Origin of the sequence: Sulfitobacter sp. LC.270.F.C4 (assembly GCF_032922545.1) — a bacterium.
In the GTDB taxonomy this organism is placed as follows: domain Bacteria; phylum Pseudomonadota; class Alphaproteobacteria; order Rhodobacterales; family Rhodobacteraceae; genus Sulfitobacter; species Sulfitobacter profundi.
On sequence record NZ_CP136692.1, the window covers coordinates 18747 to 40796 of the forward strand.

At 61.8% G+C, this 22050-nt stretch carries 24 protein-coding genes; 7 read left to right on the forward strand and 17 right to left on the reverse strand.

All coding sequences use genetic code 11. The features are described 5' to 3' along the window. Positions 1 to 876, forward strand: a complete 876-nt coding sequence (locus tag R1T45_RS03830) for a 3-hydroxybutyryl-CoA dehydrogenase (RefSeq protein WP_317390175.1) — start codon at positions 1 to 3, stop codon at positions 874 to 876. A gap of 79 nt (positions 877 to 955) precedes the next feature. Here the strand turns inward: R1T45_RS03830 and R1T45_RS03835 are convergent, their stop codons facing one another. Genes R1T45_RS03835 through R1T45_RS03865 form a run of 7 tightly spaced genes read right to left on the reverse strand, consistent with a single transcriptional unit; the run spans position 956 to position 6334 of the window. Further along, positions 956 to 1840, reverse strand: coding sequence for a lysophospholipid acyltransferase family protein (locus R1T45_RS03835; protein ID WP_120351888.1), 885 nt, complete (start codon positions 1838 to 1840; stop codon positions 956 to 958). A 34-nt stretch (positions 1841 to 1874) separates the two neighbouring features. After that, positions 1875 to 2144 (reverse strand): HPr family phosphocarrier protein, encoded by a 270-nt coding sequence (locus R1T45_RS03840; RefSeq protein ID WP_067623964.1) that lies wholly within the window; start codon positions 2142 to 2144, stop codon positions 1875 to 1877. Positions 2145 to 2160: 16 nt separating this feature from the next. Next, positions 2161 to 2553, reverse strand: a complete 393-nt coding sequence (locus R1T45_RS03845; protein ID WP_120351889.1) for a PTS sugar transporter subunit IIA — start codon at positions 2551 to 2553, stop codon at positions 2161 to 2163. Beyond that, a complete protein-coding gene (gene rapZ / locus R1T45_RS03850) occupies positions 2550 to 3455 on the reverse strand; it encodes an RNase adapter RapZ (RefSeq protein ID WP_120351890.1) in 906 nt (301 codons plus the stop codon). Before rapZ ends, R1T45_RS03845 begins: the two co-directional genes overlap by 4 nt. Beyond that, on the reverse strand, positions 3452 to 3880 hold the full coding sequence (locus R1T45_RS03855; RefSeq protein WP_120351891.1) for an HPr kinase/phosphorylase: 429 nt from the start codon (positions 3878 to 3880) through the stop codon (positions 3452 to 3454). Before R1T45_RS03855 ends, rapZ begins: the two co-directional genes overlap by 4 nt. 21 nt (positions 3881 to 3901) lie before the next feature. After that, the gene (locus R1T45_RS03860) at positions 3902 to 5590 is read right to left on the reverse strand and encodes a sensor histidine kinase (protein WP_317390176.1); all 1689 of its coding nucleotides are present in this window, start codon (positions 5588 to 5590) and stop codon (positions 3902 to 3904) included. A 42-nt stretch (positions 5591 to 5632) separates the two neighbouring features. Continuing rightward, a complete protein-coding gene (locus R1T45_RS03865; protein ID WP_067260621.1) occupies positions 5633 to 6334 on the reverse strand; it encodes a response regulator transcription factor in 702 nt (233 codons plus the stop codon). Positions 6335 to 6713: 379 nt separating this feature from the next. On the opposite strand from R1T45_RS03865, the gene R1T45_RS03870 reads away from it, so the two are divergent. Then, positions 6714 to 8312 carry a phosphoenolpyruvate carboxykinase gene (locus tag R1T45_RS03870; protein ID WP_120351893.1) on the forward strand — a complete coding sequence of 533 codons (1599 nt, stop codon included), beginning with the start codon at positions 6714 to 6716 and terminating at the stop codon, positions 8310 to 8312. 76 nt (positions 8313 to 8388) lie between these two features. Here the strand turns inward: R1T45_RS03870 and R1T45_RS03875 are convergent, their stop codons facing one another. After that, entirely contained in the window at positions 8389 to 9297 is a 909-nt protein-coding gene (locus R1T45_RS03875) for a LysR family transcriptional regulator (protein WP_240791549.1), read from the reverse strand. A gap of 164 nt (positions 9298 to 9461) precedes the next feature. Between R1T45_RS03875 and R1T45_RS03880 the strand changes: the two genes are divergently transcribed. Then, on the forward strand, positions 9462 to 9818 hold the full coding sequence (locus R1T45_RS03880) for a helix-turn-helix domain-containing protein (RefSeq protein WP_067627207.1): 357 nt from the start codon (positions 9462 to 9464) through the stop codon (positions 9816 to 9818). 135 nt (positions 9819 to 9953) lie between these two features. On the opposite strand, the gene smc is transcribed toward R1T45_RS03880, so the two are convergent. The 7 genes from smc to R1T45_RS03915 form a co-directional block, all read right to left on the reverse strand. After that, complete coding sequence (gene smc, locus R1T45_RS03885; protein ID WP_317390177.1) at positions 9954 to 13409, reverse strand: chromosome segregation protein SMC; 3456 nt, start codon at positions 13407 to 13409, stop codon at positions 9954 to 9956. A gap of 238 nt (positions 13410 to 13647) precedes the next feature. After that, positions 13648 to 13938, reverse strand: coding sequence for a hypothetical protein (locus tag R1T45_RS03890; protein ID WP_132443757.1), 291 nt, complete (start codon positions 13936 to 13938; stop codon positions 13648 to 13650). Between the two features lie 95 nt (positions 13939 to 14033). Then, entirely contained in the window at positions 14034 to 14594 is a 561-nt protein-coding gene (locus tag R1T45_RS03895) for a F0F1 ATP synthase subunit B (RefSeq protein ID WP_120352287.1), read from the reverse strand. A 15-nt stretch (positions 14595 to 14609) separates the two neighbouring features. Beyond that, positions 14610 to 15167 carry a F0F1 ATP synthase subunit B' gene (locus R1T45_RS03900; protein WP_317390178.1) on the reverse strand — a complete coding sequence of 186 codons (558 nt, stop codon included), beginning with the start codon at positions 15165 to 15167 and terminating at the stop codon, positions 14610 to 14612. Positions 15168 to 15257: 90 nt separating this feature from the next. Beyond that, positions 15258 to 15482, reverse strand: a complete 225-nt coding sequence (locus R1T45_RS03905) for a F0F1 ATP synthase subunit C (protein ID WP_007118046.1) — start codon at positions 15480 to 15482, stop codon at positions 15258 to 15260. A gap of 64 nt (positions 15483 to 15546) precedes the next feature. Then, positions 15547 to 16308, reverse strand: a complete 762-nt coding sequence (locus R1T45_RS03910; protein ID WP_067937983.1) for a F0F1 ATP synthase subunit A — start codon at positions 16306 to 16308, stop codon at positions 15547 to 15549. Between the two features lies 1 nt (position 16309). After that, a complete protein-coding gene (locus R1T45_RS03915) occupies positions 16310 to 16660 on the reverse strand; it encodes an AtpZ/AtpI family protein (protein ID WP_067937324.1) in 351 nt (116 codons plus the stop codon). A 240-nt stretch (positions 16661 to 16900) separates the two neighbouring features. Here R1T45_RS03915 and R1T45_RS03920 point away from each other — a divergent pair, with 240 nt between their 5' ends. Continuing rightward, positions 16901 to 17257, forward strand: coding sequence for an ArsR/SmtB family transcription factor (locus R1T45_RS03920; RefSeq protein WP_067627198.1), 357 nt, complete (start codon positions 16901 to 16903; stop codon positions 17255 to 17257). 196 nt (positions 17258 to 17453) lie between these two features. On the opposite strand, the gene R1T45_RS03925 is transcribed toward R1T45_RS03920, so the two are convergent. Both R1T45_RS03925 and R1T45_RS03930 read right to left on the reverse strand, forming a co-directional pair. Then, a complete protein-coding gene (locus R1T45_RS03925; RefSeq protein ID WP_317390179.1) occupies positions 17454 to 18380 on the reverse strand; it encodes a DMT family transporter in 927 nt (308 codons plus the stop codon). Further along, positions 18368 to 19255 (reverse strand): LysR family transcriptional regulator, encoded by an 888-nt coding sequence (locus R1T45_RS03930; protein WP_067627196.1) that lies wholly within the window; start codon positions 19253 to 19255, stop codon positions 18368 to 18370. The genes R1T45_RS03925 and R1T45_RS03930 overlap by 13 nt, the downstream gene beginning before the upstream one ends. A 126-nt stretch (positions 19256 to 19381) precedes the next feature. On the opposite strand from R1T45_RS03930, the gene R1T45_RS03935 reads away from it, so the two are divergent. The 3 genes from R1T45_RS03935 to R1T45_RS03945 all read left to right on the forward strand — a co-directional run bounded on the left by R1T45_RS03935 (position 19382) and on the right by R1T45_RS03945 (position 22049). Then, complete coding sequence (locus R1T45_RS03935) at positions 19382 to 19966, forward strand: FMN-dependent NADH-azoreductase (protein ID WP_317390180.1); 585 nt, start codon at positions 19382 to 19384, stop codon at positions 19964 to 19966. Between the two features lie 266 nt (positions 19967 to 20232). Beyond that, positions 20233 to 21744, forward strand: a complete 1512-nt coding sequence (gene ffh, locus R1T45_RS03940) for a signal recognition particle protein (protein ID WP_120351901.1) — start codon at positions 20233 to 20235, stop codon at positions 21742 to 21744. Beyond that, a complete protein-coding gene (locus R1T45_RS03945) occupies positions 21741 to 22049 on the forward strand; it encodes a chorismate mutase (protein ID WP_067627191.1) in 309 nt (102 codons plus the stop codon). The genes ffh and R1T45_RS03945 overlap by 4 nt, the downstream gene beginning before the upstream one ends. Position 22050: the final 1 nt, after the last annotated feature.

Below are 22050 nucleotides of genomic sequence, written 5' to 3' on the forward strand. Positions count from 1 at the left end.
ATGGACATCCAGAAAATCGGTATCGTGGGAGCAGGGCAGATGGGCAACGGGATCGCCCATGTCATGGCGCTGGCGGGCTACGACGTGCTGCTGAACGATGTCAGCGCCGATGCGCTGGCCAAAGCGACGAAAACCGTGACCGGCAATATGGACCGTCAAGTCAGCCGCGAAAAGATCACCGCCGCCGAGCGCGATGCCGCCATGGCGCGCATCACCACGACCCAGACGCTGAGCGATCTGGGCCAGAGCGATCTGGTGATCGAAGCCGCCACGGAACGGGAAACGGTGAAACAGGCGATTTTCGAAGATCTGATCCCGCATCTGAAACCGACGACGATCCTGACCTCGAACACCTCTTCGATCTCGATCACCCGTCTGGCCAGCCGCACCGACCGCCCCGAGAAATTCATGGGCTTTCATTTCATGAACCCCGTGCCGGTGATGCAATTGGTCGAACTGATCCGCGGCATTGCCACGGATAAGGAGACCTATGACGCCTGCAAAGCCGTGGTGGACCGCTTGGGCAAGACCGCCGCCTCGGCCGAGGATTTCCCAGCCTTTATCGTGAACCGCATCCTGATGCCGATGATCAACGAGGCGGTCTATACGCTTTATGAAGGGGTCGGCAACGTCGAGTTGATCGACAGTTCGATGAAGCTGGGGGCCAACCATCCGATGGGCCCTCTGGAACTGGCGGATTTCATCGGTCTGGACACCTGTCTGGCGATCATGAACGTGCTGCATGATGGGCTGGCCGATACGAAATACCGCCCCTGCCCGCTGCTGACCAAATATGTCGAAGCCGGGTGGCTGGGCCGCAAAACGCAGCGCGGGTTCTATGACTACCGGGGCGAGAAACCGGTTCCGACGCGCTAAGCCGTAAGGGTGCTGGGGGCCCTGCCCCCCTCGCGCCAAAGGCGCGATTCCCCCGCGGGTATTTTTAAAAGGATGAAGATCAGTTGGTCAGCGCCAGAGTGTGGGCGCGGAGCCAAGCCATGAAGCCGCGCGGGTCGTCTGCCCAGCGGTCGACCTGTTCTTGGGCAAGCGGATGGCCGACGATGGGGCCTTGGGGTTTGTCGCAGGCGTGGGCGATTTCATGCAGCAACAACCCTTGGCGCAGCATCGGGCTGAGCTTGTTCGCAATCTGATAGGCGCGACTATTCTGGCCGGGAAAACGCATCGGGACAACCTGCGCACCGGAGCGGCGGATCATCTTGGCGGTGAAGACGTTCCATTCCGCCTCGACCGCCGGGCCCCACCACCTTTCCGACGCGGCAACGACGCCGGAGGGGAAAAGCGCCACAACGCCGCCGTCTTTGAGGTGGGCCATGGCCTTGGCGCGCATTTCAACGCCTTTACGCTGCGCATCCGGGTCGTGCGGGAAAGGCACCGGGATCATGTAGCTGCCGGCCACTTCGTCGATCGACGTGAGCAGCGACCGGGTGAGGATACGGTAGTCGGGGCGCACACGGCCAATGAGATCGGCGAAAATCATGCCGTCGACCATGCCGTGGGGGTGGTTCGCCACGACCACGACCGGCCCTTCTTTAGGGATGCGGTCAAGCTGCTCTTGCGGGGTGGTGAGATCAATGCCCATCGTGTCGAGTGCGGCGCGCCAGAAGGCTTGGCCCGAGGGGGTGCCGCGTTGCTCAAACTTGCGGATCAGGCGCAGGATTTTGAGCTTGCCTGTGAAAAGCTCCATCGCGGAGATCACACGCGCCTTCCATGGGTCATCGAAGGTCGAGGCATAAGACAGGCTGCGGCGGTCGTATTTGGTGAAGGTCACCGTACCGTTACCTGTCTGGGCCGATTTGGCCGCCTGCTTTTGCGCGTCATCCATGGGGTCGGAGGATCCTTTTTCCCGCCCGGCGGGCTTAGTACCCTTCGCCGAACTTATCCGCTACGAGGGCGGTCAAAGCGTCGGCCAAGGCATCGGCATCGGGGCCGGAAGTTTGGACATCAATCGAGGTGCCGCGGGAGGCGCCGAGCATCAACAGCCCCATGATACTGTCGCCTGAGGCCGACATGCCATCCTTGCTGACTTCGGCGCGGGCATCGAAAGCCTCGACCACTTCTACCAATTTGGCGGAGGCGCGCGCGTGCAGGCCTTTTTCGTTTACGATCTTTAAAGAAAATTCGGGCATGACGTACTGGGGCCTTCTAACCTGCGCTGACATTCTGGCTGTCGATATACTTCTTACCAGCTTCGAGTGCGGCACGCACGGCATCGGGCACATCCATATGCCGCGATTTGGCGAGTTTGATCAGCATTGGCAGGTTCGCGCCGTAGATGATTCGGCGGTTTTCCGGGCGGCACGCCAAGAGGCTGAGGTTTGAGGGTGATCCGCCGAAAAGATCGGTGACGACCACGACACCCGCGCCTTGGTCCACCGCATCGGCAGCGGTGCAGATTTCGCGCTCTTTATCGGCGCGGTCGTGGTCGGCCTCGATCGCGATCGCGCGGACGCCGAATTGGGATCCCACGACATGTTCGATGGCGGCAAGATACTCTTGCGCCAGCCCCCCATGTGCGACGATGACGATCCCGATCACGGCTTATTTTCCTCACGATGCTGACGGTCCAGCTCACGGTGCCTAATTGACACCTGCCAGCCCTGCTCTGCAAGGCGCAAAGCGTGATCTTCCGCCATGGCGACGGAGCGGTGTTGCCCGCCCGTGCAGCCAAATGCGATGGAGATATGCGATTTGCCCTCTTCGCGGTAGGCGGGCAGTAAAAGCAGGCTAAGGTCGAGCACCTTGTCGGCGAAATCTGTGTAGCGTTTATCGCCTGCCACATGGGCCGCGACAGCTGCATCCCGCCCGTCGCCACTGCGCAATTCGGGCACCCAATAGGGGTTTCTAAGGAAACGGCAGTCATGCACCACATCGACGCCGCGCGGCAGGCCGCGTTTGTAGGAAAAGCTCTGCACCGAGACCGTGAGGTGGCGCTGGCCGCCGGGGGCGAACCACTGCTCCACCTCGGCGCGCAGCTCGTGGACGTTGAGCGTGGTCGTGTCGATCAACACATCGGCGCGGGCGCGGATCGGGTGTAGCAGCTCTTGCTCGCGGGTGATGCCGTCAACGGGGCGGTCGGCGGGGGCCAGCGGGTGGCGGCGGCGGGTTTCGGAAAATCGCTGCAACAGCACATCGGGTGCACAGTCGAGATAGAGTAGTTCCGCGCTCCACCCCTGCTCGGCCGACAGGCGGCCCATCAGTTCCAACACACCTTCGGTTGAGAAGTCGCGGTTGCGCGCGTCGATGCCCAAGGCCACCGACTGCGCATCGCCGGGACGGTCAAGCAGCGCGGGCAGCAAACGCAGCGGCAGATTGTCGATCGCCTCAAAGCCCGCATCCTCCAGCACGTTAAGCGCAGAGGAGCGTCCGGCGCCCGAAGGGCCGGTGACAAGGACCAACCGCCGAGTGGCGGGGTCTGTTGATGAGGTCTGACTGATCAATTCGGTTCTTTCACACCTGCTATATACAGATGAATTGCTGCCGCAAAATGAGCGCTATCGCATTTGTGAAAACAGGGCAACGTGACACCCTGTATCAGATGGCTGTGGCGCTCAGGAAGGCGCTGGTGTTCGGTATGGGCCAGATCGACGACAAGGCCCAAGGGCACGGGGCCGTGATCTTCGACCCGCAAGATGCCCACGTAACGCGCCTCGATCAGGCCGCGGATCGTGTCAGGAACGCTGGCGATCACCTGCTCGCCATGGCGGGTGACATCGGTTCGGTCATCTGCCACCAGCGTGGCGCCGAGGGCCATCAATTGCAAGGCAAGGGCCGATTTGCCCGCGCCGGAGGGGCCGAGGATCAGCACCCCACGCCCGTTGATCGCCACGCAGCTGGCGTGGAGGTTTTCGCGCTCGACTGTCATATCAGGCCCCGCGCCTGTGCTTTATGTAGGCAGCCCCACGACAAAACGCGCGCCGAGCGGTTCGGAGGTGATGTCGGCTTCGGTTGGGCGAATATTCTCGGCCCAGATCACGCCGCCGTGGGCTTCGACGATCTGTTTCGAAATCGCGAGGCCGAGACCTGAGTTATTGCCGAAATGCTCTTCCGGGCGCTGCGAATAGAAGCGTTTGAAAATCTTGCCAAGCGCCTGTTCGGGAATGCCGGGGCCGGTGTCCTCGACCACGATCAGCACGCGGTTGGCACGCTTGCGCGCCCAGACCCGGATCGCATCGCCATCTTCGCAAAAGGAGATCGCGTTTGTGATGAGGTTCACAAAAACCTGCGCCAAACGGGCCTCAAGCCCATGTACGGTGATCGGCGCGGCGGGCAGATCGGTGATAAAGTCAATGCCCTTGGATTTCGCATCCTCGCCCAGATATTGGCCCAGATTGCCCAGCATTTGCAGCAGGTCGAAGGGCTCTTCTTCTTCCTTGACCAGTTCGGAATCAAGCCGCGAGGCGTTGGAGATGTCGCTGACCAGCCGGTCGAGGCGGCGCACGTCATGCTCAATCACATCCAGCAGCTTCTCGCGTTGGTCGTCGCGTTTGACCATGCGCAGGGTGCCGACAGCAGACCGCAGAGAGGCGAGCGGGTTCTTGATCTCATGGGCCACATCGGCGGCGAATTGTTCGTTACCGTCGATCCTGTTGTAAAGCGCCGAGACCATCCCGCGCAGTGCGCCTGACAGGCGGCCGATCTCGTCGGGGCGCGCGGTCAGGTCGGGGATGCGAATGCGGCCGGGGTTCATCTTGCGCGCATCCTTGTCGCGGCCAAGTTCGGCGGCAGTGGACAGTTCGGCCAGCGGGTTGGCAATGGTCGAGGCCAGCACGAGGCTGAGCCCGATAGAGACCAGTGTGGCGATGACGAACATCTGCAAAACGCGCTCACGTTCGCTGCGCACAAGACGGTCGATCTCTCCCGCCGCGCTGGCCACGGCGACCACGCCGACGGGGGTGTCGCCCTGCATGATGGGGGTCACAACGCTGAACAGCGTGCCTCCTTCGATGGCAAGCGTGCCTTCCAGCCGGGTGCCGCCAGTCACGCTGGTGCCGACCATGCCGCGCAGCTGTTCTTCAAGCGGTGGGGAGGCGGTGACCTCATCCGTGTCGAAGGGGGCCGAGACCCGCTCCCAAAGCCAGTTTAACCCGTCGTTCAACAGTGTCCGCTCGCCCGCCTCGGAAGCGGCGAGGGCTTCGGCAACGGTCAGGCTGCCAGCGGTGCGGGCCACCAGCGTTTCCGCCGGGTCATAGACGAAAACTTCGATGCCGCCGCGCAGGTCCAGCCCCTCAAGCGTGGCGGCCACGTCGACACCGTCGCCGGTGGTCAGGTTCACAGGTGCGCCTGCGGGAAGCTGCGCTTCGATCACATCGGCGATCAGCTCAGTCTCGGACACCAGCGCCGCGGCGCGTTGTAGCGCCAGACTGTCGCGCGAGGAATTGAGGTAGAGGATCCCCGCCACCAGAACGCTGAGCGCGATGAGATTAAAGGTAATGATCTTGCGTGTCAGCGGCGAGGAGCGGAGCGAGAACAGCCCCCGCCGTTCGCGCTTGACCCGAATTTCATCCGGCGCGGCACTGTCAGGAGTGACCCAATCGTCCCCCAGTACAACATCACCGTCCCTGCCAGCAGTCATGTCCCGCACAAGCTTCCTTTCGACCCGCGTTAAGCGCCGGGTTTACTCTTCGTTATATCTATAGCCGATGCCGTAAAGCGTCTCGATCGCCGAGAATTCATCATCCGCGCTGCGCATCTTTTTGCGCAGGCGCTTGATGTGGCTATCGATCGTCCGGTCATCCACATAGACTTGGTCGTCATAGGCCACGTCCATCAGTTGGTCGCGCGACTTCACGAAACCGGGGCGCTGCGCGAGAGCCTGCAACAGCAGGAATTCGGTCACGGTCAGAGACACGTCCTTGCCCTTCCAGCTGACCGCGTGGCGTAACGGGTCCATCCGCAGATCGCCACGTTCCATCACTTTGGTCTCTTCGGTATCGCCCACCTCATTCGTCTCTACCGCGTCCTGGCGGCGCAGAAGGGCGCGAATACGCTCGACCAGCAGGCGCTGGCTGAACGGCTTTTTGACGTAGTCATCGGCCCCCATGCGCAGACCCAGCACCTCGTCGATCTCATCATCCTTGGAGGTCAAAAAGATCACCGGCATCGCGGTTTTCTGACGCAAACGTTGCAGCAGATCCATGCCGTCCATGCGGGGCATCTTGATGTCCAGCACTGCCATATCCGGCAGTTTCTTGTTGAAGGCGTCCAACGCGGCTTGGCCATCGTTGTAGGTCTCCACTTCGAAGCCTTCAGCTTCAAGAGTCATCGAAACAGATGTCAGGATGTTCCTGTCATCGTCTACCAATGCAATCTTTGACATTGCCTGCTTCCTTATGCTGCTCAATTCGTTCTTATTTTTGGAGTCAGTGATCTCCAATATTACAGATCGAATCAATCCTTAAGTGCGAATCGTGCCTTTGAGATGCACCAATTCGGTCATAATTTGGTTAGGAATGGCTAAATTGCCGCACTTTAATTACTCTTACCCAAGATAAGACTAGGGCGGTGCGCATCGCTTTGGGCCGGGATCTAAGCGCTTCGAAACAAAGTTTTACATGATGGCGCTAACTGTGACAAAGCTGCCTGTTCAACCTGAAAACGCCCGTGTTAAGAGGCTCTCAAGGCCCCCGATGCCCAGGGCAATTGCGCCCGCTCGGACACGTACTGCGCTGCTCACGCGCTACCACAGGAGACATCATATGACATTTGGACGGGTAAACCCGCAGTTCAGCCTCGAAGATCAACAGATCAGCGGGCTCGGCGATGTCTATTACAACCTGACCGAGCCTGCGCTGGTCGAGGCGGCATTGAAACGGGGCGAAGGCAGCCTCGGCAAAGGCGGTGCCTTTCTGGTGACCACCGGCAAGTTCACAGGCCGGTCGCCCAAAGATAAACATGTGGTCAAAACCGACAGCGTGGCCGACAGCATCTGGTGGGAAAACAACGCCGAGATGTCGCCCGAAGGGTTTGACGCGCTCTATCAAGACATGATCGCTCACATGCAAGGCAATGACTACTTCGTCCAAGACCTCGTTGGCGGGGCCGACCCCAAGCACGCGATCAACGTGCGGATGGTGACGGAACTGGCATGGCACGGCCTCTTTATCCGCACCATGCTGCGCCGCCCCGATGCCGAAGCGCTGCAGGACTTCACCGCCGATTTCACCGTGATCAACTGCCCCAGCTTCCAGGCCGATCCGGCCAAGCACAACTGCCGCAGCGAGACCGTGATCGCGATGAACTTCGACCGCAAGATGATCCTCATCGGCGGCACCGAATACGCGGGCGAAAACAAGAAGTCGGTCTTCACCCTGCTGAACTACCTGCTGCCGGAAAAGGGCATCATGCCGATGCACTGCTCGGCCAACCATGCCACCGGAAATCCCGTTGATACGGCCGTTTTCTTTGGTCTGTCGGGCACCGGCAAAACCACCCTCTCGGCTGACCCTGAGCGCACGTTGATCGGCGACGATGAGCACGGCTGGTCCGACAACGGCACCTTCAACTTCGAAGGCGGCTGCTATGCCAAGACCATCAACCTCAACCCCGAGGCAGAGCCGGAAATCTACGCGACGACCTCCAAGTTCGGCACGGTGATCGAGAATATGGTCTTCGATCCCGACACCTTCGAACTGGACTTCGACGACGACTCGCTCACGGCCAACATGCGCGCCGCCTACCCGCTGCACTATATCTCCAACGCCAGCGAGAAGGCCGTCGGGGGCCACCCCAAGAACATCATCATGCTGACCTGCGACGCCTTCGGTGTGCTGCCTCCGATTGCGCGGCTCAGCCCGGCGCAGGCGATGTACCACTTCCTGTCGGGCTTCACCTCCAAGGTGGCGGGCACCGAGCGTGGCGTGACCGAGCCTGAGCCCACATTCTCCACCTGTTTCGGCGCGCCCTTCATGCCGCGCCGCCCCGAGGTCTACGGCAACCTCCTGCGCGAGAAGATCGCCCAGCATGGTGCCACCTGCTGGCTGGTCAACACCGGCTGGACCGGCGGCGCCTACGGCACCGGCTCGCGGATGCCGATCAAAGCCACCCGCGCTTTGCTGAGTGCCGCGCTTGAGGGGCGTCTGGCAGAGGCTGAATACCGCAAAGACCCGAACTTTGGCTTCGACGTTCCGGTTTCGGTCAACGGCGTCGCCGACATCCTGCTCGACCCGCGCCGCACATGGGACGATCCGGAATCCTATGACCGTCAGGCGGCCAAACTGGTCAAGATGTTCTCGGACAACTTTGAACAATACCTGCCCTATATCGACGACGATGTGAAAGCCGCAGCGATCAGCTAAGCCTTTGCGTTAGCATCCAAAACAGAAAGGGCCGCCTTGATGGGCGGCCCTTTTTGCATCTTGCCCTCAATGTTCGTCAGCCTGCGAATGTTACCTTTGCGTCCAAAGGCATCTCGCGCAGGAAGCTGTCATCAACACCGGCGATATTCACTGAGGTCGACCGGTCCACCGCCGCGATCAGGGCAAAGCTTTTGTCCGGATACCGCCCGGCCATCAGCAGGCGTTTGTAGGCCAAGGGCACCGGCTCGCCACCCTCTTCGCGTGGGATTTGGGTAACCACCTCGTCCAACCGAACGCCACAGGTCGCCTCCACCTCTCGAAAGGGGAAGTTCAGCATATTCTCAAACTCGGGCCCGCCCGGAAACAGCTTCAGTGGCCGTCCGATGCTGCTGCGCGCGTTGGTCCAGCCCCACCACTGCGTGTAGAACGATTTCTCCCCCACTTCGGTACAGATCCATCCATTGGGCGAGTCGCGATACACCAGCACATAGGGGCGCATGGCGCGAAAGGCTTCGCTCTCCAACTCTCCCCGGCTCATGCACCACGCCTGAAGCGCGGCCTGCATCATCGCTGAGCCCCCATCCCAGATCAGTGACAAGGGCTGCTGCTGCTGGTGAAAACTCCATCCGTTCGGCTCTTCGTGCGAAAGGCGCAGCATCCCGTCGGCGTGGCGCGTCTTGCCATCCAGCCACAGCTTGCCCCGGTCAATGATATCGCGCGCTTCGGGCAAGGCCTCCACGCCAGCCTTAGTCAGGGAATAGCGCCGGTTCTCAATGGTGAACAGCGGCGCGCCCATCGCCTCTTCCAATTGCTGGATATGCCGCCGAACCGTTTGCCGCGTGCTTGCCAGTTGAGCGACCGCATGGCTGAGGTTCAGCGTTTGCGCCAAGGTCACGAATGAGCGTATCATCTCGAACAAAAGGGCCGGCGCAGGGTCCTTTTGCGGGGTCGGGGGCACGGGTGCGACCGGCTCAATATCGGACATATGTTGGTTCATAGGCAATGGATGGTACATGAATCATCCGGTAACGCAACATAATCCATCCAGCCAAGGTAAATCGGTTAACCCAAAGGGGCCATATCTAGGCAATTGATCCTCAACACATTGCGGGTAGTGAATGTATTGTACTCAACCTGAGGTATTGAACTATGTCCCACCCTGTAGACGTTCACGTCGGTCGCCGACTCAAGCAGGCCCGCACCCTGCGAAGGCAATCCCAGACCGATGTGGCGCGTGAACTCAAACTGTCGTTTCAGCAGATCCAAAAGTATGAAATCGGCTCCAACCGGATTGCCGCCAGCCGCCTGCATGAGCTTGCCCGGATACTGAATGTGACCCCCGGCTATTTCTTCGAAGGGCTGGATGACGACCACCCCGAGAACAGCAATGACCCCTCCCTTGAGATCGTGAATGCCATCGGCTCCATCAAGGACGATGCGGTAAAGGCCCGAATTCTAACGTTTATTGAGGACGTCTCTGGCGTCACGGTGTCGCGCAAAAGCTGATCGCGGCTCTCTGTCCACGCTAACTACGGCCTCGGCCACGCGGCTTGCAACAGCTTCACGGCAGCACGCAACCCCGCGGCAACCTGATGCGCGCACGCTTTAAGGGCCGGTCCTCGCAACCGGCGTCTCCCACCTTTACGCGACCAGGGTTTCCGCTTTCTTAAGATCGACAGAGACCAACTGGCTGACCCCCTGCTCCGCCATGGTCACCCCAAAGAGCCGGTCCATCCGAGCCATCGTCACCGCATGGTGCGTGATGATCAGGAACCGCGTATCGGTCTGACGGCACATCTCATCCAACAGATCGCAGAACCTAGTCACATTTGCGTCATCAAGCGGCGCGTCGACCTCGTCCAGCACACAGATCGGCGCCGGATTGGCCAAGAACACGGCAAAGATCAGCGCCATCGCGGTCAAGGTCTGCTCCCCGCCCGACAGCAGGCTCAGGGTGCTCAGCTTCTTGCCCGGCGGTTGGCACAGGATCTCCAACCCGGCTTCCAATGGATCATCGCTTTCGACCATCACGAGGTTCGCCTCGCCGCCACCAAAGAGGTGGGTAAACAGCATAGAGAAGTTCGCGTTCACCTGTTCAAAGGCCGTCAGCAGCCGCTCCCGCCCCTCGCGGTTGAGGCCCGCGATCCCGCTGCGCAGGGTCTTGATTGCCTCTTCCAAATCGGCCTTCTCGGTCAGCAGCGCGCCGTGCTCTTCGCGTATCTCTTTGGCGTCATCCTCGGCGCGCAGGTTCACCGCGCCCAAGGAATCCCGCTGCCTTTTGTAACGATTTACGTCCTCTTCCAGCGCGTCCACCGGCGGGGTCTGATCCGCCTCGATGTCCAGCGCATCGCGCAGGGCCTCGGGCGTGACTTGCCGTTCGTCCTGAATACGGTCCGCCGCATGGGTCACCGTCTCACGCGCGGCATCGCTGCGCGCCTCGGCCCGGGCGCGGGCTTCCCGCGCGTCCGAGGCCTGCCGTTCCGCGTCGCGTTCGGCATCCGTCGCCGCCTTCAGCGCAGCTTCGGCGGCGGCCAGCGTGTCGGTCGCATGGGTGCGTCGCGTTTCGGCGGCAGTGATCGCACCTGACAATTCTTCCCGCTTCGCCGCGATTTCCGCCGGCACGGCACCCGCCTCGGCCAACTCCGCCTCGGAGGCGGCTTTGCGCTCGACCAATTCGGCGGTGCGCTTGCCCGCTGTCTCCAACCGGTGCCGCCAGCCGCTGACCTCTTTCGAGACCTCTTGCACCCGGCGTCTGCGGGCTTCGCCCTCGCGGCGCAATTCGTCATGGGCCGACCGGCGCGACATCATCGTGATCCGGGACGCTTCGACCGTCATGCGGATATCGTCGACGGTCGCACGGGCAGCGGCAAGATCGTCCAAGCCCGCCAAGGTACGTTCGGCGTCCATCACCTCGGCCCGCGCGGTAATCGCGGCCTCCTCATGGCGCTTCACGGCAAGGCCAAGGGATTCCAGACGGCTTTGAACAAGGTTGCGATCCGCCTCCGCCCGGCTCAGGGCGCGCCCCGCTTCGGCCACCTGTCGATCCGCGTCGCGCCGCGCTTCGCGGGCACGTTTGTCGGCCTCGGCCTGCTCGGCCAACTGCTGCTGCAGGGTTTCATGCGCGGCCCGTGCCGCATCGGCACGTTCGCTCACCTGTTCCAGCGCCTGTTTCAGAACTTCCAACCGGTTCAACTGCTGCAGGCGCAGGGCCGCAGCCGATGGCGCATCCTCGGCCATGGCTCGGAACCCGTCCCACCGCCAAAGATCACCCTCTGCCGAGACCAGCCGTTGCCCGGGCAGCAACTGCGCCTGAAGCTGCGTGCCCGCCTCAGGATCAACCAGCCCGATCTGGCTCATGCGGCGTTCCAGCACCTTCGGAACCGTGACATGCTGCGTCAGCGGCGTCGTCCCTTCGGGCAACGGCTGCGCCTCTGGGTAGCCCGGCAAGATCGACCAGCCGGAGGGCCGATCGGTAGCAACTTCTGGCGCGCGCAGGTCATCGGCCAAAGCCGCGCCGAGCGCCTTTTCAAACCCATGTTCGACCTGCAACCGGTCGAGGAGCTGCCCGCCTTCCGCCGTGTCGCGTTCGACCAGCTTTGCCAGCGCGCCAACCTCTGCGCGCAGCGCATTGGCCTCGCCCTCGGCCTCGGACCGCTCTGCACGGGCATCGGCTTCGCGCGACTGCGTGTCGGCGCGGGTTTCTTCCGCAGCCAAAAGAGCCGCATCTGCCGCGGCTGAGGCACTAACGGCGCTCGCCTCGGCCTGCTGGGCCGCTGCGAAATCCACACCAGCTTTGTCGAGGGTCGCTTGGCTCTGAGCGACTGCATCGCGGGCCTTGCGGGCTTCGGCTTCCGACTTCTCCAGCGTTTTGCGGCTGTCCTGAAGCAGACGTTCGGCCGAGCTGTGCCGCGCCGCCAGACGGGCGACATCTTCGGTCTGCTGGGAAAGGTCCGCCTCGCGGGTCTGCAAGACTTCCGCCGCCTCGCGCGCGGCCTCTGCCGCCGCCTCAAGGGCGCTGTCGTGCCCCTCATCGGCTGTGGCAAGCTCGGACGCTTCCCTTTCGAGGCGCTCGATCGTTTCTTCCGCGTCGCGGTTCAGCCCGCCTTCCCGCTCGATATCGCGGGTCAACTGGGTGATGCGGCTGGTCAGGGTGTCGATCAATGACGCGGCACGGGTTTCTTGATCGGCCAGCGTGTCGCGCTGCGTGGTCAGACGTTGCAGAATCGCGGTCGCAATCGCCTCTTCCTCGCGCAAGCCGGGCAAGGCGGCCTCGGCCTCCTCACGCCCTTCGGCCACGCGCCGCACCTGCGCTTCGGCCTCTGCCGTTGCGGCAACACGGGCGCGCAGGTCATCCTCGGCCTTGCCGCGCGCCTCGTCTGCTTCGCGCCAGCGGCGGTAGAGCAACAAGCCCTCGGCGCGGCGCAGTGCTTCGCCAATCTCGCGGTACTTCGCGGCCTGCCGCGCTTGCCGGGCCAGCGTGGCCAATTGAGCGGCCAATTGTTCAACCACATCATCAACACGGGCGAGGTTCTGTTCGGCCCCGTTAAGTTTCAATTCGGCCTCATGGCGGCGCTGGTAGAGCCCCGAGATCCCAGCGGCCTCTTCCAGAATGCGGCGGCGACTTTTCGGCTTGGCGTTGATCAGCTCTGCAATCTGCCCTTGCCGGACCAGCGCCGGGCTATGCGCCCCGGTGGAGGCATCGGCGAAGAGCATCTGCACATCCCGCGCCCGGACATCCTTGCCGTTCACCTTGTAGGCGCTGCCGACATCGCGGGTGATGCGGCGCACGATCTCAAGCGCGTCTTGTTCGTTAAAGCCCGCAGGCGCCAGCCGGTCGCTGTTGTCGAGATGCAGCGCCACTTCGGCAAAGTTACGCGCCGGGCGCGAGGCGGCCCCGGCAAAGATCACGTCTTCCATGCCGCCGCCCCGCATGGCGGTCGGGCGGTTTTCGCCCATGACCCACCGCAAGGCTTCGAGCAGGTTGGATTTGCCACAGCCGTTCGGCCCCACGACCCCGGTCAGCCCGTCTGAAATGACGAGGTCCGTCGGGTCCACGAAGCTTTTGAAGCCGGTTAATCTGAGTTTGGAAAAACGCAAGTTTGCCCTGCCGTGATTGATTCTTGCCTGAGCGGCGAACTTGCCGTTTGGCACGGGTCCGAGTCAATCAAAAGCCCCAAGGGACAGGGGGCGGTCGGCGGTTATCCACAAGATATTGTCGTCTCTCGGCCATTTCCGAGACTGGCCTCCGCCAGCCCCGCCGGATCGGCGCGTGTCGTCATTCTGACGCCGTCCAAGTCACAGCCCGGTGTTCCGCCTCAGCCACAGCAAGCGCCCTCTAGTCGCAATCCAACACGCCAACGGCCAGCGCCTGATCGCCCAAGACCTCTTTCACCTCGCAGCCGCTCGCCTGTGCCATCGCACGCCCCGCCCGCCCGCGGATGGGGCCAAAGCGCGGCGCGTATTGGGTGTTCACCCGCACCGCTTCCGCCCGCTCCCCCCGAATGCGCACATCGAACACCGAACCCTCCACGGTGATGCGTTGGGCCGGAAGGCCCCTGAAGTCCCGACTAGGCGCGGTACAAGCCGCAAGGCCGATCACCACCGCAATGATAAGAAGCAAACGCATGGTTTGAGCCTGTCGCGGTTGGGTTAATAAAAGCCTAACGCAAAAGAAAAAGCCCCGGCGAAACCGGGGCTTTCAAAATTCGATGGGGCGCTGGCTTAGTGCAGCTTGGCTTCGACTTGGGCGATGCCATCGTCGATCAGCTTGTTACCCTGTGCAGCGGTCATCTGTTTGGCGATCACATCGCGCGCAGCGGCCACAGCGATCGTCACGGCTTGGTCGCGGACTTCCTTCACAGCGGCGGCCTCGGCCGAGCTGATCTGGTCCTTCGCGGCGGCCATGCGACGGTCAAGCGATTTGGCCATATCCGCCCGTGCCTGTTCGGCAGCAAGACGGGCATCTTCCTTGGCGGAAGACACGATGCGGTCCGCTTGATCCTGCACCTCTTTCTGCTTGCGCTCATAGGAGGCGAGCAAAGTTTGCGCTTCTTCACGCAGGGCGCGGGCTTCTTCCAGCTCGGTCTTGATGCCATCGGCACGTTTATCGAGCATGCCGATCAGCAGCGTCGGAACCTTGAAGTAGATCAGGATCCCGAGGAACAGCAGGAACGCCAGCAACACGATGAAATCGGTGTTGCGCAGCGAAAAGAAAGGCCCCGTGGCGGCAAGCGCTGGCGAAGCCGCAAGACCGGCGAGCAGGGTCGAAAGTGTCAGGCGCATGGATTTGGTCATGGCTTATCCTTTCATCCGCGCGTCGACGGCGGCATCAACGGTTGCAGCATCTGCCGTGCCACCAAGGGCAGCGACGAGCGCTTCTGCGGTGTCCTTGGCAACGGCTTGTACGTTGTCCATGGCGCCCGCGCGAATTTCGGCGATGGCTTTTTCCGATTCCGCCACTTGCGCGGAAATCTCGGCATCGGCCTTGGCCATTTCGGCATCCAAATCAGCCTGCATGTCCGCTTTGGCTTGGGCCACGATCTGCTGTGCCTCGGCACGGGCGTCGATCAGGGCCTTGTCATAGGCGGCTTCGGCTTCCTGTGCCTTGACTTTAAGGTCTTCGGCAGCCGCGATGTCATTGGTGATGGTCCCTTGGCGTTCAGCCAAAACCGCACCGATGCGAGGCAGAGCCACGCGCGACAGGATCAGGTAGGTGGCGATCAGCGCGAGGATCAGCCAGAAAATCTGGTTGCCCCAGTGATCGAAGTTCAGCTGCGGCATGCCCGGCGTTTCGGCAGCATGGGTCGCAATGCCGGTCGCGTCGGCCAGCCCGTCGCTGGTTGTTACAGTTGCCATCGTGGCTTCTCCTTGGAAACTTTGCCGTTACAGCCGGGCAGACACGGCGATGCGCGCCTGCCCGCTCGTAAGGATTACAGTTCCGAGAGCTTAGACAGCGAACATCAGCAGCAGAGCGACGAGGAACGAGAAGATCCCCAGAGCTTCTGCAAACGCGATGCCGATGAACAGGGTCGCTGTCTGGCTTGCGGCTGCCGATGGGTTGCGCAGTGCGCCGGACAGGAAGTTGGCGGCAACGTTGCCGACACCCAGGGCTGCGATGCCTGTGCCGAGACCTGCGATGCCTGCGCCGATATGTGCGAGTTGACCTTCCATTGGGGTATCTCCTTACGATTGGAAGTTAAAACTTTGACGGGAAGCCCCGCCGTTGTTGGGGTTGTTAGTGTGCGGGGTGCAGCGCGTCCTTGAGGTACACGCATGTCAGGATGGTAAAGACATAGGCCTGGATAAAGGCCACCAGCACTTCGAGACCGTACATCGCGGTGATCGCGAGTACCGACACCGGAGAGATCACTGCGATGGCAGCAAAACCGGCGAAAACTTTGATAACCGCGTGGCCCGCCATGACGTTACCCGCCAGACGAATGGAGTGGCTAACCGGGCGCACGAAGTAGCTGATCAATTCGATAATTGCCAGCACCGGGCGCAGCGCCAGAGGGGCCGAGGACACCCAGAAGAGGCTCAGGAAAGCCGCGCCGTTCTTGACGAAGCCCACGACGGTCACGGTGATGAACACGGCCAGCGCCAGCACCACGGTCACCGAGAAATGCGCGGTGGGGGTAAAGGCTGTCGGGATCAGACCAAGGAAGTTCGCCATGACGATGAACATGAACAGGGTCATGATATAGGGGAAGAACTTCAGCCCTTCTTTGCCGCAGATGTCTTCGACCATCTTGTGGATGAAGCCGTAAGCCAGTTCTGCAACCGATTGCATCCGGCCCGGAACGACCGAGCGGCGCGCGCTGCCCAGAACGAGCATCGCGAAAGTGGCCAGAACCGCCAGCGCCATCCAGAAGGTGGCGTTGGTGATGGTGTACCAAGCAACGGAAGCATCGTCGCTGAAAAGCGGCGATACGATGAACTGGTCCATCGGGTGGAATTCCAGACCGCCTGCTGCGGCACCGTCTATCTCTGTTGCCATCTCAGGCTCCCTCGTCCTTGCCCGAATGGGGCGTATCCTGTTCGGCCGGTTCGGCCTGTTGTTTGCTCTGGATTTCCTCAGCGGTGCGGAGCATCGTCTTCACCCCCGCCGCAAGGCCCAGCATTACAAATAGCACCATGAAAATGGGCAGCGTGCCAAAAAGCACATCAAGCCCGTATCCGATGCCGAAACCGATCCCAAGACCGGCCACAAGTTCGATCACCATCCGCCATGCCATATTGGCCTGAGAATAATGCTCATCCGCTCGGGGCTTGGGTGCGCCGCGTTGTTTCGCAGCCGCCAGTTTGGCCTCAAGCTGCTCCATCTGCTGCCGTTGGTCCGGGCTGGTCACACCAAAATCCCCTTAGGAATATCTGCTGCGGTGCTACTGTCAGGGCGGGTTAGAGTCAACAACCTTGCGCGTAGCAGGTTTTCGCGCCTTTACAGCAGGTTAGCCGGAGCGAGACGGTGGCACCCTTGAAACAGCGCAAGCAAATCCCAGCGAAACCGCGCCGGATGCTTATTCAACCCGGTGGTTAAGTTAGCCGCAATGGCCGCTTTCCCACCCCCGCGCCCCGCGCTATGCAGGCACATGACCCAAGACCTAGATCAGGTGTTTGCCGCCCTTGCGGACCCCACCCGCCGCGCCATCCTCGCGATGCTGCTGGAGGATGATATGGCCGTGACCGACGTGGCCGAGCCGTTTGAGATGTCGCTGGCCGCGATCTCGAAACATCTGGGCGTGCTGACGGCGGCGGGGCTGATCAGTCAGGAAAAGCGGGGGCGTGTGAAGTGGTGCAAACTGGAACCGGATGCCTTGCGGAATGCGTCGGTCTGGATGCAGGGGTTCGGGCAGTTTGAGCCGGTGAACCTTGATGCCTTCGAGCGATTTTTGGAAATCGAACTGCCTGAGACTGCGGAAGGCGTGACGCGCTCAGGGTCTGAGTAGAGAGAGAGTGATCCCCCCTTGCCACGAGGTAAATAAGACAAGGGGAGGATCAATCGACGGTCAGATGACGCCGAATGCAAAACGCAAAATAGCCAATACCACTACGATCAACCCGATCAGGTAAATAATACTACGCATGGTTGTGTCCTTCACTTTGATTTCACGCCCCAACGCGGGATCACGCGGTCCGGTTCCATCAAATCTGCATCTTTTTGAATTTTTGTGATTTTTCCGCGCTGTCGTCGCGGAGCAGCAGGTAAAGCGCCAGAATGGTCAGTAGGACGCCACCCCAAATCAGCCCGCCCGGCAGGGCATTGCCAAAACCCAACTCCCACAGGATCACCCAGCTTGGCGTAAGATAGGTATAGGCCATCACTTTCGCCGAGGGCAGCCGCAGCGCCGCGAATTGCAACAGAACCACCGTGGCCGCCGTGGCAAAGACCGCAACGTATAGGATAGTGATCCAGACCAAGGGCCGAAGCGCACCCCAGTCCGTCGCGCGGATATCCTGCCAGCCGTACAGCCCCAACAGCACCGTTCCCGCCAGCAAGGTGCCAAAGGTGAACATCACCGCGCTCTCGCCTCGGTTCAGCCGCCGCACCATGGGCGTATAGAGCGCGTGACTGATGCAGCCGATGAAATAAATCGCCTCCCCCCGGCCGATGTCGAACGCCAACAACGCCGCGAGGTCGCCGCGAAAGATCACCCACAGCGCCCCGGCCCCGCCGATCGCCAAAGCCAGCGCCATGCGCGGCGTCATGATCTGCCGCATCAAAACCCAAGCAAAGCCCGCCGCCATGACCGGGACAAGGGTAAAGACCGCCGCCGCAGCCACCGGCGGCGCGGTCTTCAGCCCTTCGAACATCAACACGAAATAGAGCGTAAAGAGCCCCGCCAACACGAAATAGCGCCAAGGTGCTGCAAAGCCTGCCCGCTTGATATCGCCCCGCCCCCACGCCAAGGCTCCGACCAATACAGTGGCCAAGGCGAACCGAACGGCATTAAGGGCCGTGGGCGTGATCTCATTCGCCACCTGCGCCCCGAGCGAGAATGACCCCGCCACCAGCGCCGAGAAACAGAGCATCGCCAGATGCCCCTGCGCCGAAGCGCTTATTCGGGACATGTGACCGCATCCTCGGCATGTTCCTTCAGGAACCGCAGCACCGCCTGCACCTTACTGGTCCGGTGCAGATCAACATGGGTGACCAACCACAGGGCACTGCTCCAATCCGGGCGCGGGGCGTGAATCTCGACCAACTGCGGATCATTGCGCCCCATGGCAGCGGGCAGGCCGCCGATTCCTGCCCCGGCCCGCAGCGCCGCCTCCATCGCCGCGCCGCTGGTGCTGCGCCACGTCACGCTTTCCTCTGGCACCGTGGCCCAGAGCCACTTGTGATAGGGCGCGCGGCTGTCCCGGTTATCGGCTGCGATGAAGCGGTGCTTGTGGTAGTCCTCCGGCCCCTGCGGAATGCCGAATTGCGCCACGTAATCCCGGCTCGCATAGGCCCCGACCGCCAGTTGGGCGTAGGGCTGCACCACATTGTCGGGCTGGTCCGGCGCGGCCCCGGCGCGGATGGCGACATGCGCCTCACCATACTCCAGCCGGAACAGGCGATCCCCGATTAGGTAACGCACGACCAACTCAGGGTTCTGGCGCTGAAATTCGCTTAGCAATGGCGCCAGTTGCGGGGCAAGGAAATCAAGCGACGTGATCACCAATTCGCCTGACACGTCACTGCCGCGCCCCTTGATCCGCCCGGCCAATTGGCTGAACTGATCATCCGTGGCCCGCGCCACCCGCAGCAGATCCTCGCCCGCCTCGGTCGCCGTATAACCGCGCGCGTGACGCTGGAACAACTTCACGCCAAGCCGCCCCTCCAGGGCATCGATATGTCGGATAACGGTGGCATGATGCACGCCCAACACCTCTGCCGCGCCGCTGACGGTGCCAAGCTGCGCGACCTGATAGGCCGTCCTGATCTCATCCCAATTGTCCATGGTTCACCCTGCCTTCCTGACTTGTGCATTTACGAACATGGTCACGCTCATTCTGGCAGTTGCGTTCGGGAGCACAATGCCCAATTCCATGTCATCAGATTGACCCTTGGAACAAGGAGCCGCCAAATGGCCACCCTGCGCATCGAAACCTCCGTGAACCGCGAAAACTCTGTCACCCGTAAGCTGACAGACCGCATCATCTCCACCCTCGGCGACAGTGACGTTGTTACCCGCGATATCGCCACTGAGCCCCTGCCGTTGATCGATTCCACATGGGCCAGCGCCCGCGTGAAACCCGCCGACGAGCGCAGCACCTTGGATCAAGAAGCCCTCGCCCTCTCCGACACATTGGTTGCCGAAGTCCAAGCCGCCGACACCATCGTCATCAGCGCCCCGATCTACAACTTCACCATCCCCGCGTCTTTAAAAGCGTGGATTGACCTGATCGCCCGCGTCGGCGTGACCTTTAACTACACGGCAGAAGGCCCCGTCGGCTTGCTGGAAAACAAGCGCGTGATCGTCGCCTTCGCCTCTGGTGGCACCGGCATCGATTCCGCCGCCGATTTCGCCAGCGGCTATCTGCGCTTCGTGCTGGGTTTCTTGGGCATCACCGATGTGACCTTCGTCGCAGCGGACCAATTGGCCGTTGACGCCGAAGGCACCATCGCCCGCGCCAACGCCCAGATCGACGCGCTGCGCGACGCGGCCTAAGCAGCCTCGCGCTCAGAAACAGCCGCGTCCCATCACCGGGGCGCGGCTTTTGCATGGCGGTACTTTGCCGCCCGCCCTGCCCGGCTTGACTCGCGCCGCGCCAGCGCGTAAACGCCCCTCAATCTCCGGAAGCATTGCCTTCCGGTCCCGGCATGGCGTCGGGATCGCCCCCAGTCAGCGCGTTGCGCCCACTGGGGCATTTGTGCATTTTCGCGCGCGTCCTTTAAGTAGGGGCAAGTGCAACCGACCCGAAAGGCCCTGTGCCCATGTTTGAAAATCTCAGCGAACGGCTCTCTGGTGTCTTTGACCGCCTGACCAAACAAGGCGCGCTCAGCGACGAAGATGTCAAAACCGCCCTGCGTGAAGTGCGCGTCGCCCTGCTGGAGGCTGACGTTTCGCTGCCGGTGGCGCGTGATTTTGTCAAAGCGGTACAGGACAAGGCGACCGGCCAAGCGGTGACCAAATCGGTCACGCCCGGCCAGCAGGTCGTCAAGATCGTCCATGACGCGCTGATCGACGTGCTGAAAGGCGAAGGCGAGCCCGGCGCGCTGAAAATCGACAGCCCGCCCGCCCCGATCCTGATGGTCGGTCTGCAGGGCGGCGGTAAAACCACCTCCACCGCGAAGCTCGCCAAACGCTTGAAGGAGCGTGACGGCAAGCGCGTGCTGATGGCCTCGCTCGACGTGAACCGCCCCGCGGCGATGGAGCAGCTTGCCATCCTCGGCACGCAGATCGGCGTCGACACGCTGCCGATCGTCAAAGGCGAAAGCCCCGTCCAAATCGCCAAACGCGCCAAGACGCAGGCGGGTTTGGGCGGCTATGACGTCTATATGCTCGACACCGCAGGCCGTCTGTCCATCGACGAAGAGTTGATGCAGCAGGTCAAAGCCGTGCGCGACGTGGCCAATCCACGTGAAACATTGCTGGTCGTCGACGGCCTGACCGGCCAAGACGCCGTACACACGGCCGAGAACTTTGACGAGCGTATCGGCATCACCGGTGTCGTCCTGACCCGGATGGACGGCGATGGCCGTGGCGGTGCGGCGCTCTCGATGCGTGCCGTGACGGGCAAGCCGATCAAATTCGTCGGTCTGGGCGAAAAGATGGACGCGCTCGAAACTTTCGAGCCTGAGCGCATCGCAGGCCGCATCCTCGGCATGGGCGACATCGTCGCGCTGGTCGAGAAGGCCCAAGAAACCATCGAGGCCGAACAGGCCGAGAAGATGATGAAGCGCATGGCGAAGGGTCAGTTCAATATGAACGACCTGAAGATGCAGCTTGAACAGATGATCAAGATGGGCGGCATGCAGGGCATGATGGGCATGATGCCCGGCATGGGGAAAATGGCGAAACAGGTCGAAGACGCCGGTTTCGACGATAAGATCCTCAAGCAGCAGATCGCCCTCATTCAGTCGATGACCAAGAAAGAGCGTGCCAACCCTGCCCTGCTGCAAGCCAGCCGCAAAAAGCGCATCGCACGCGGTGCCGGCATGGAGGTCTCTGACCTCAACAAGCTGATGAAGATGCACCGCCAGATGTCCGACATGATGAAAAAGATGGGCAAAATGGGCAAAGGCGGCATGCTCAAGCAGGCCATGAAAGGCATGATGGGCAAAGGCGGTATGCCCGGCGGCATGGACCCAAGCCAGATGGACCCCAAGGCGCTGGAAGCGGCGGCCAAGCAGATGGGCGGCAAGCTGCCCGGCGGTCTGGGCGGCATGGGCGGCGGCGGCATGGGCCTGCCCGGCGGCCTCAGCGGTTTCGGGAAGAAGAAATGACCGACACCACCACAGATACCGCCAGCCGCGCCGCCGAGCTGTTGAAGGGGCATCGCGCCTCGATCGACCGGCTCGACGCGATCCTCGTCTATACCTTGGGCGAGCGGTTCAAACACACACAGGCCGTGGGGAAACTCAAGGCCACACACGACCTTCCCCCGTCCGATCCAGCCCGCGAAGCGGCCCAGATCGCACGGCTCGAAGATTTGGCGAAAGAGGCCGACCTCGACCCCGAATTCGCCAAGAAGTTCCTGAACTTCATCATCGCTGAAGTCATTCAGCACCATAAAAGCCACCAAACGTAAG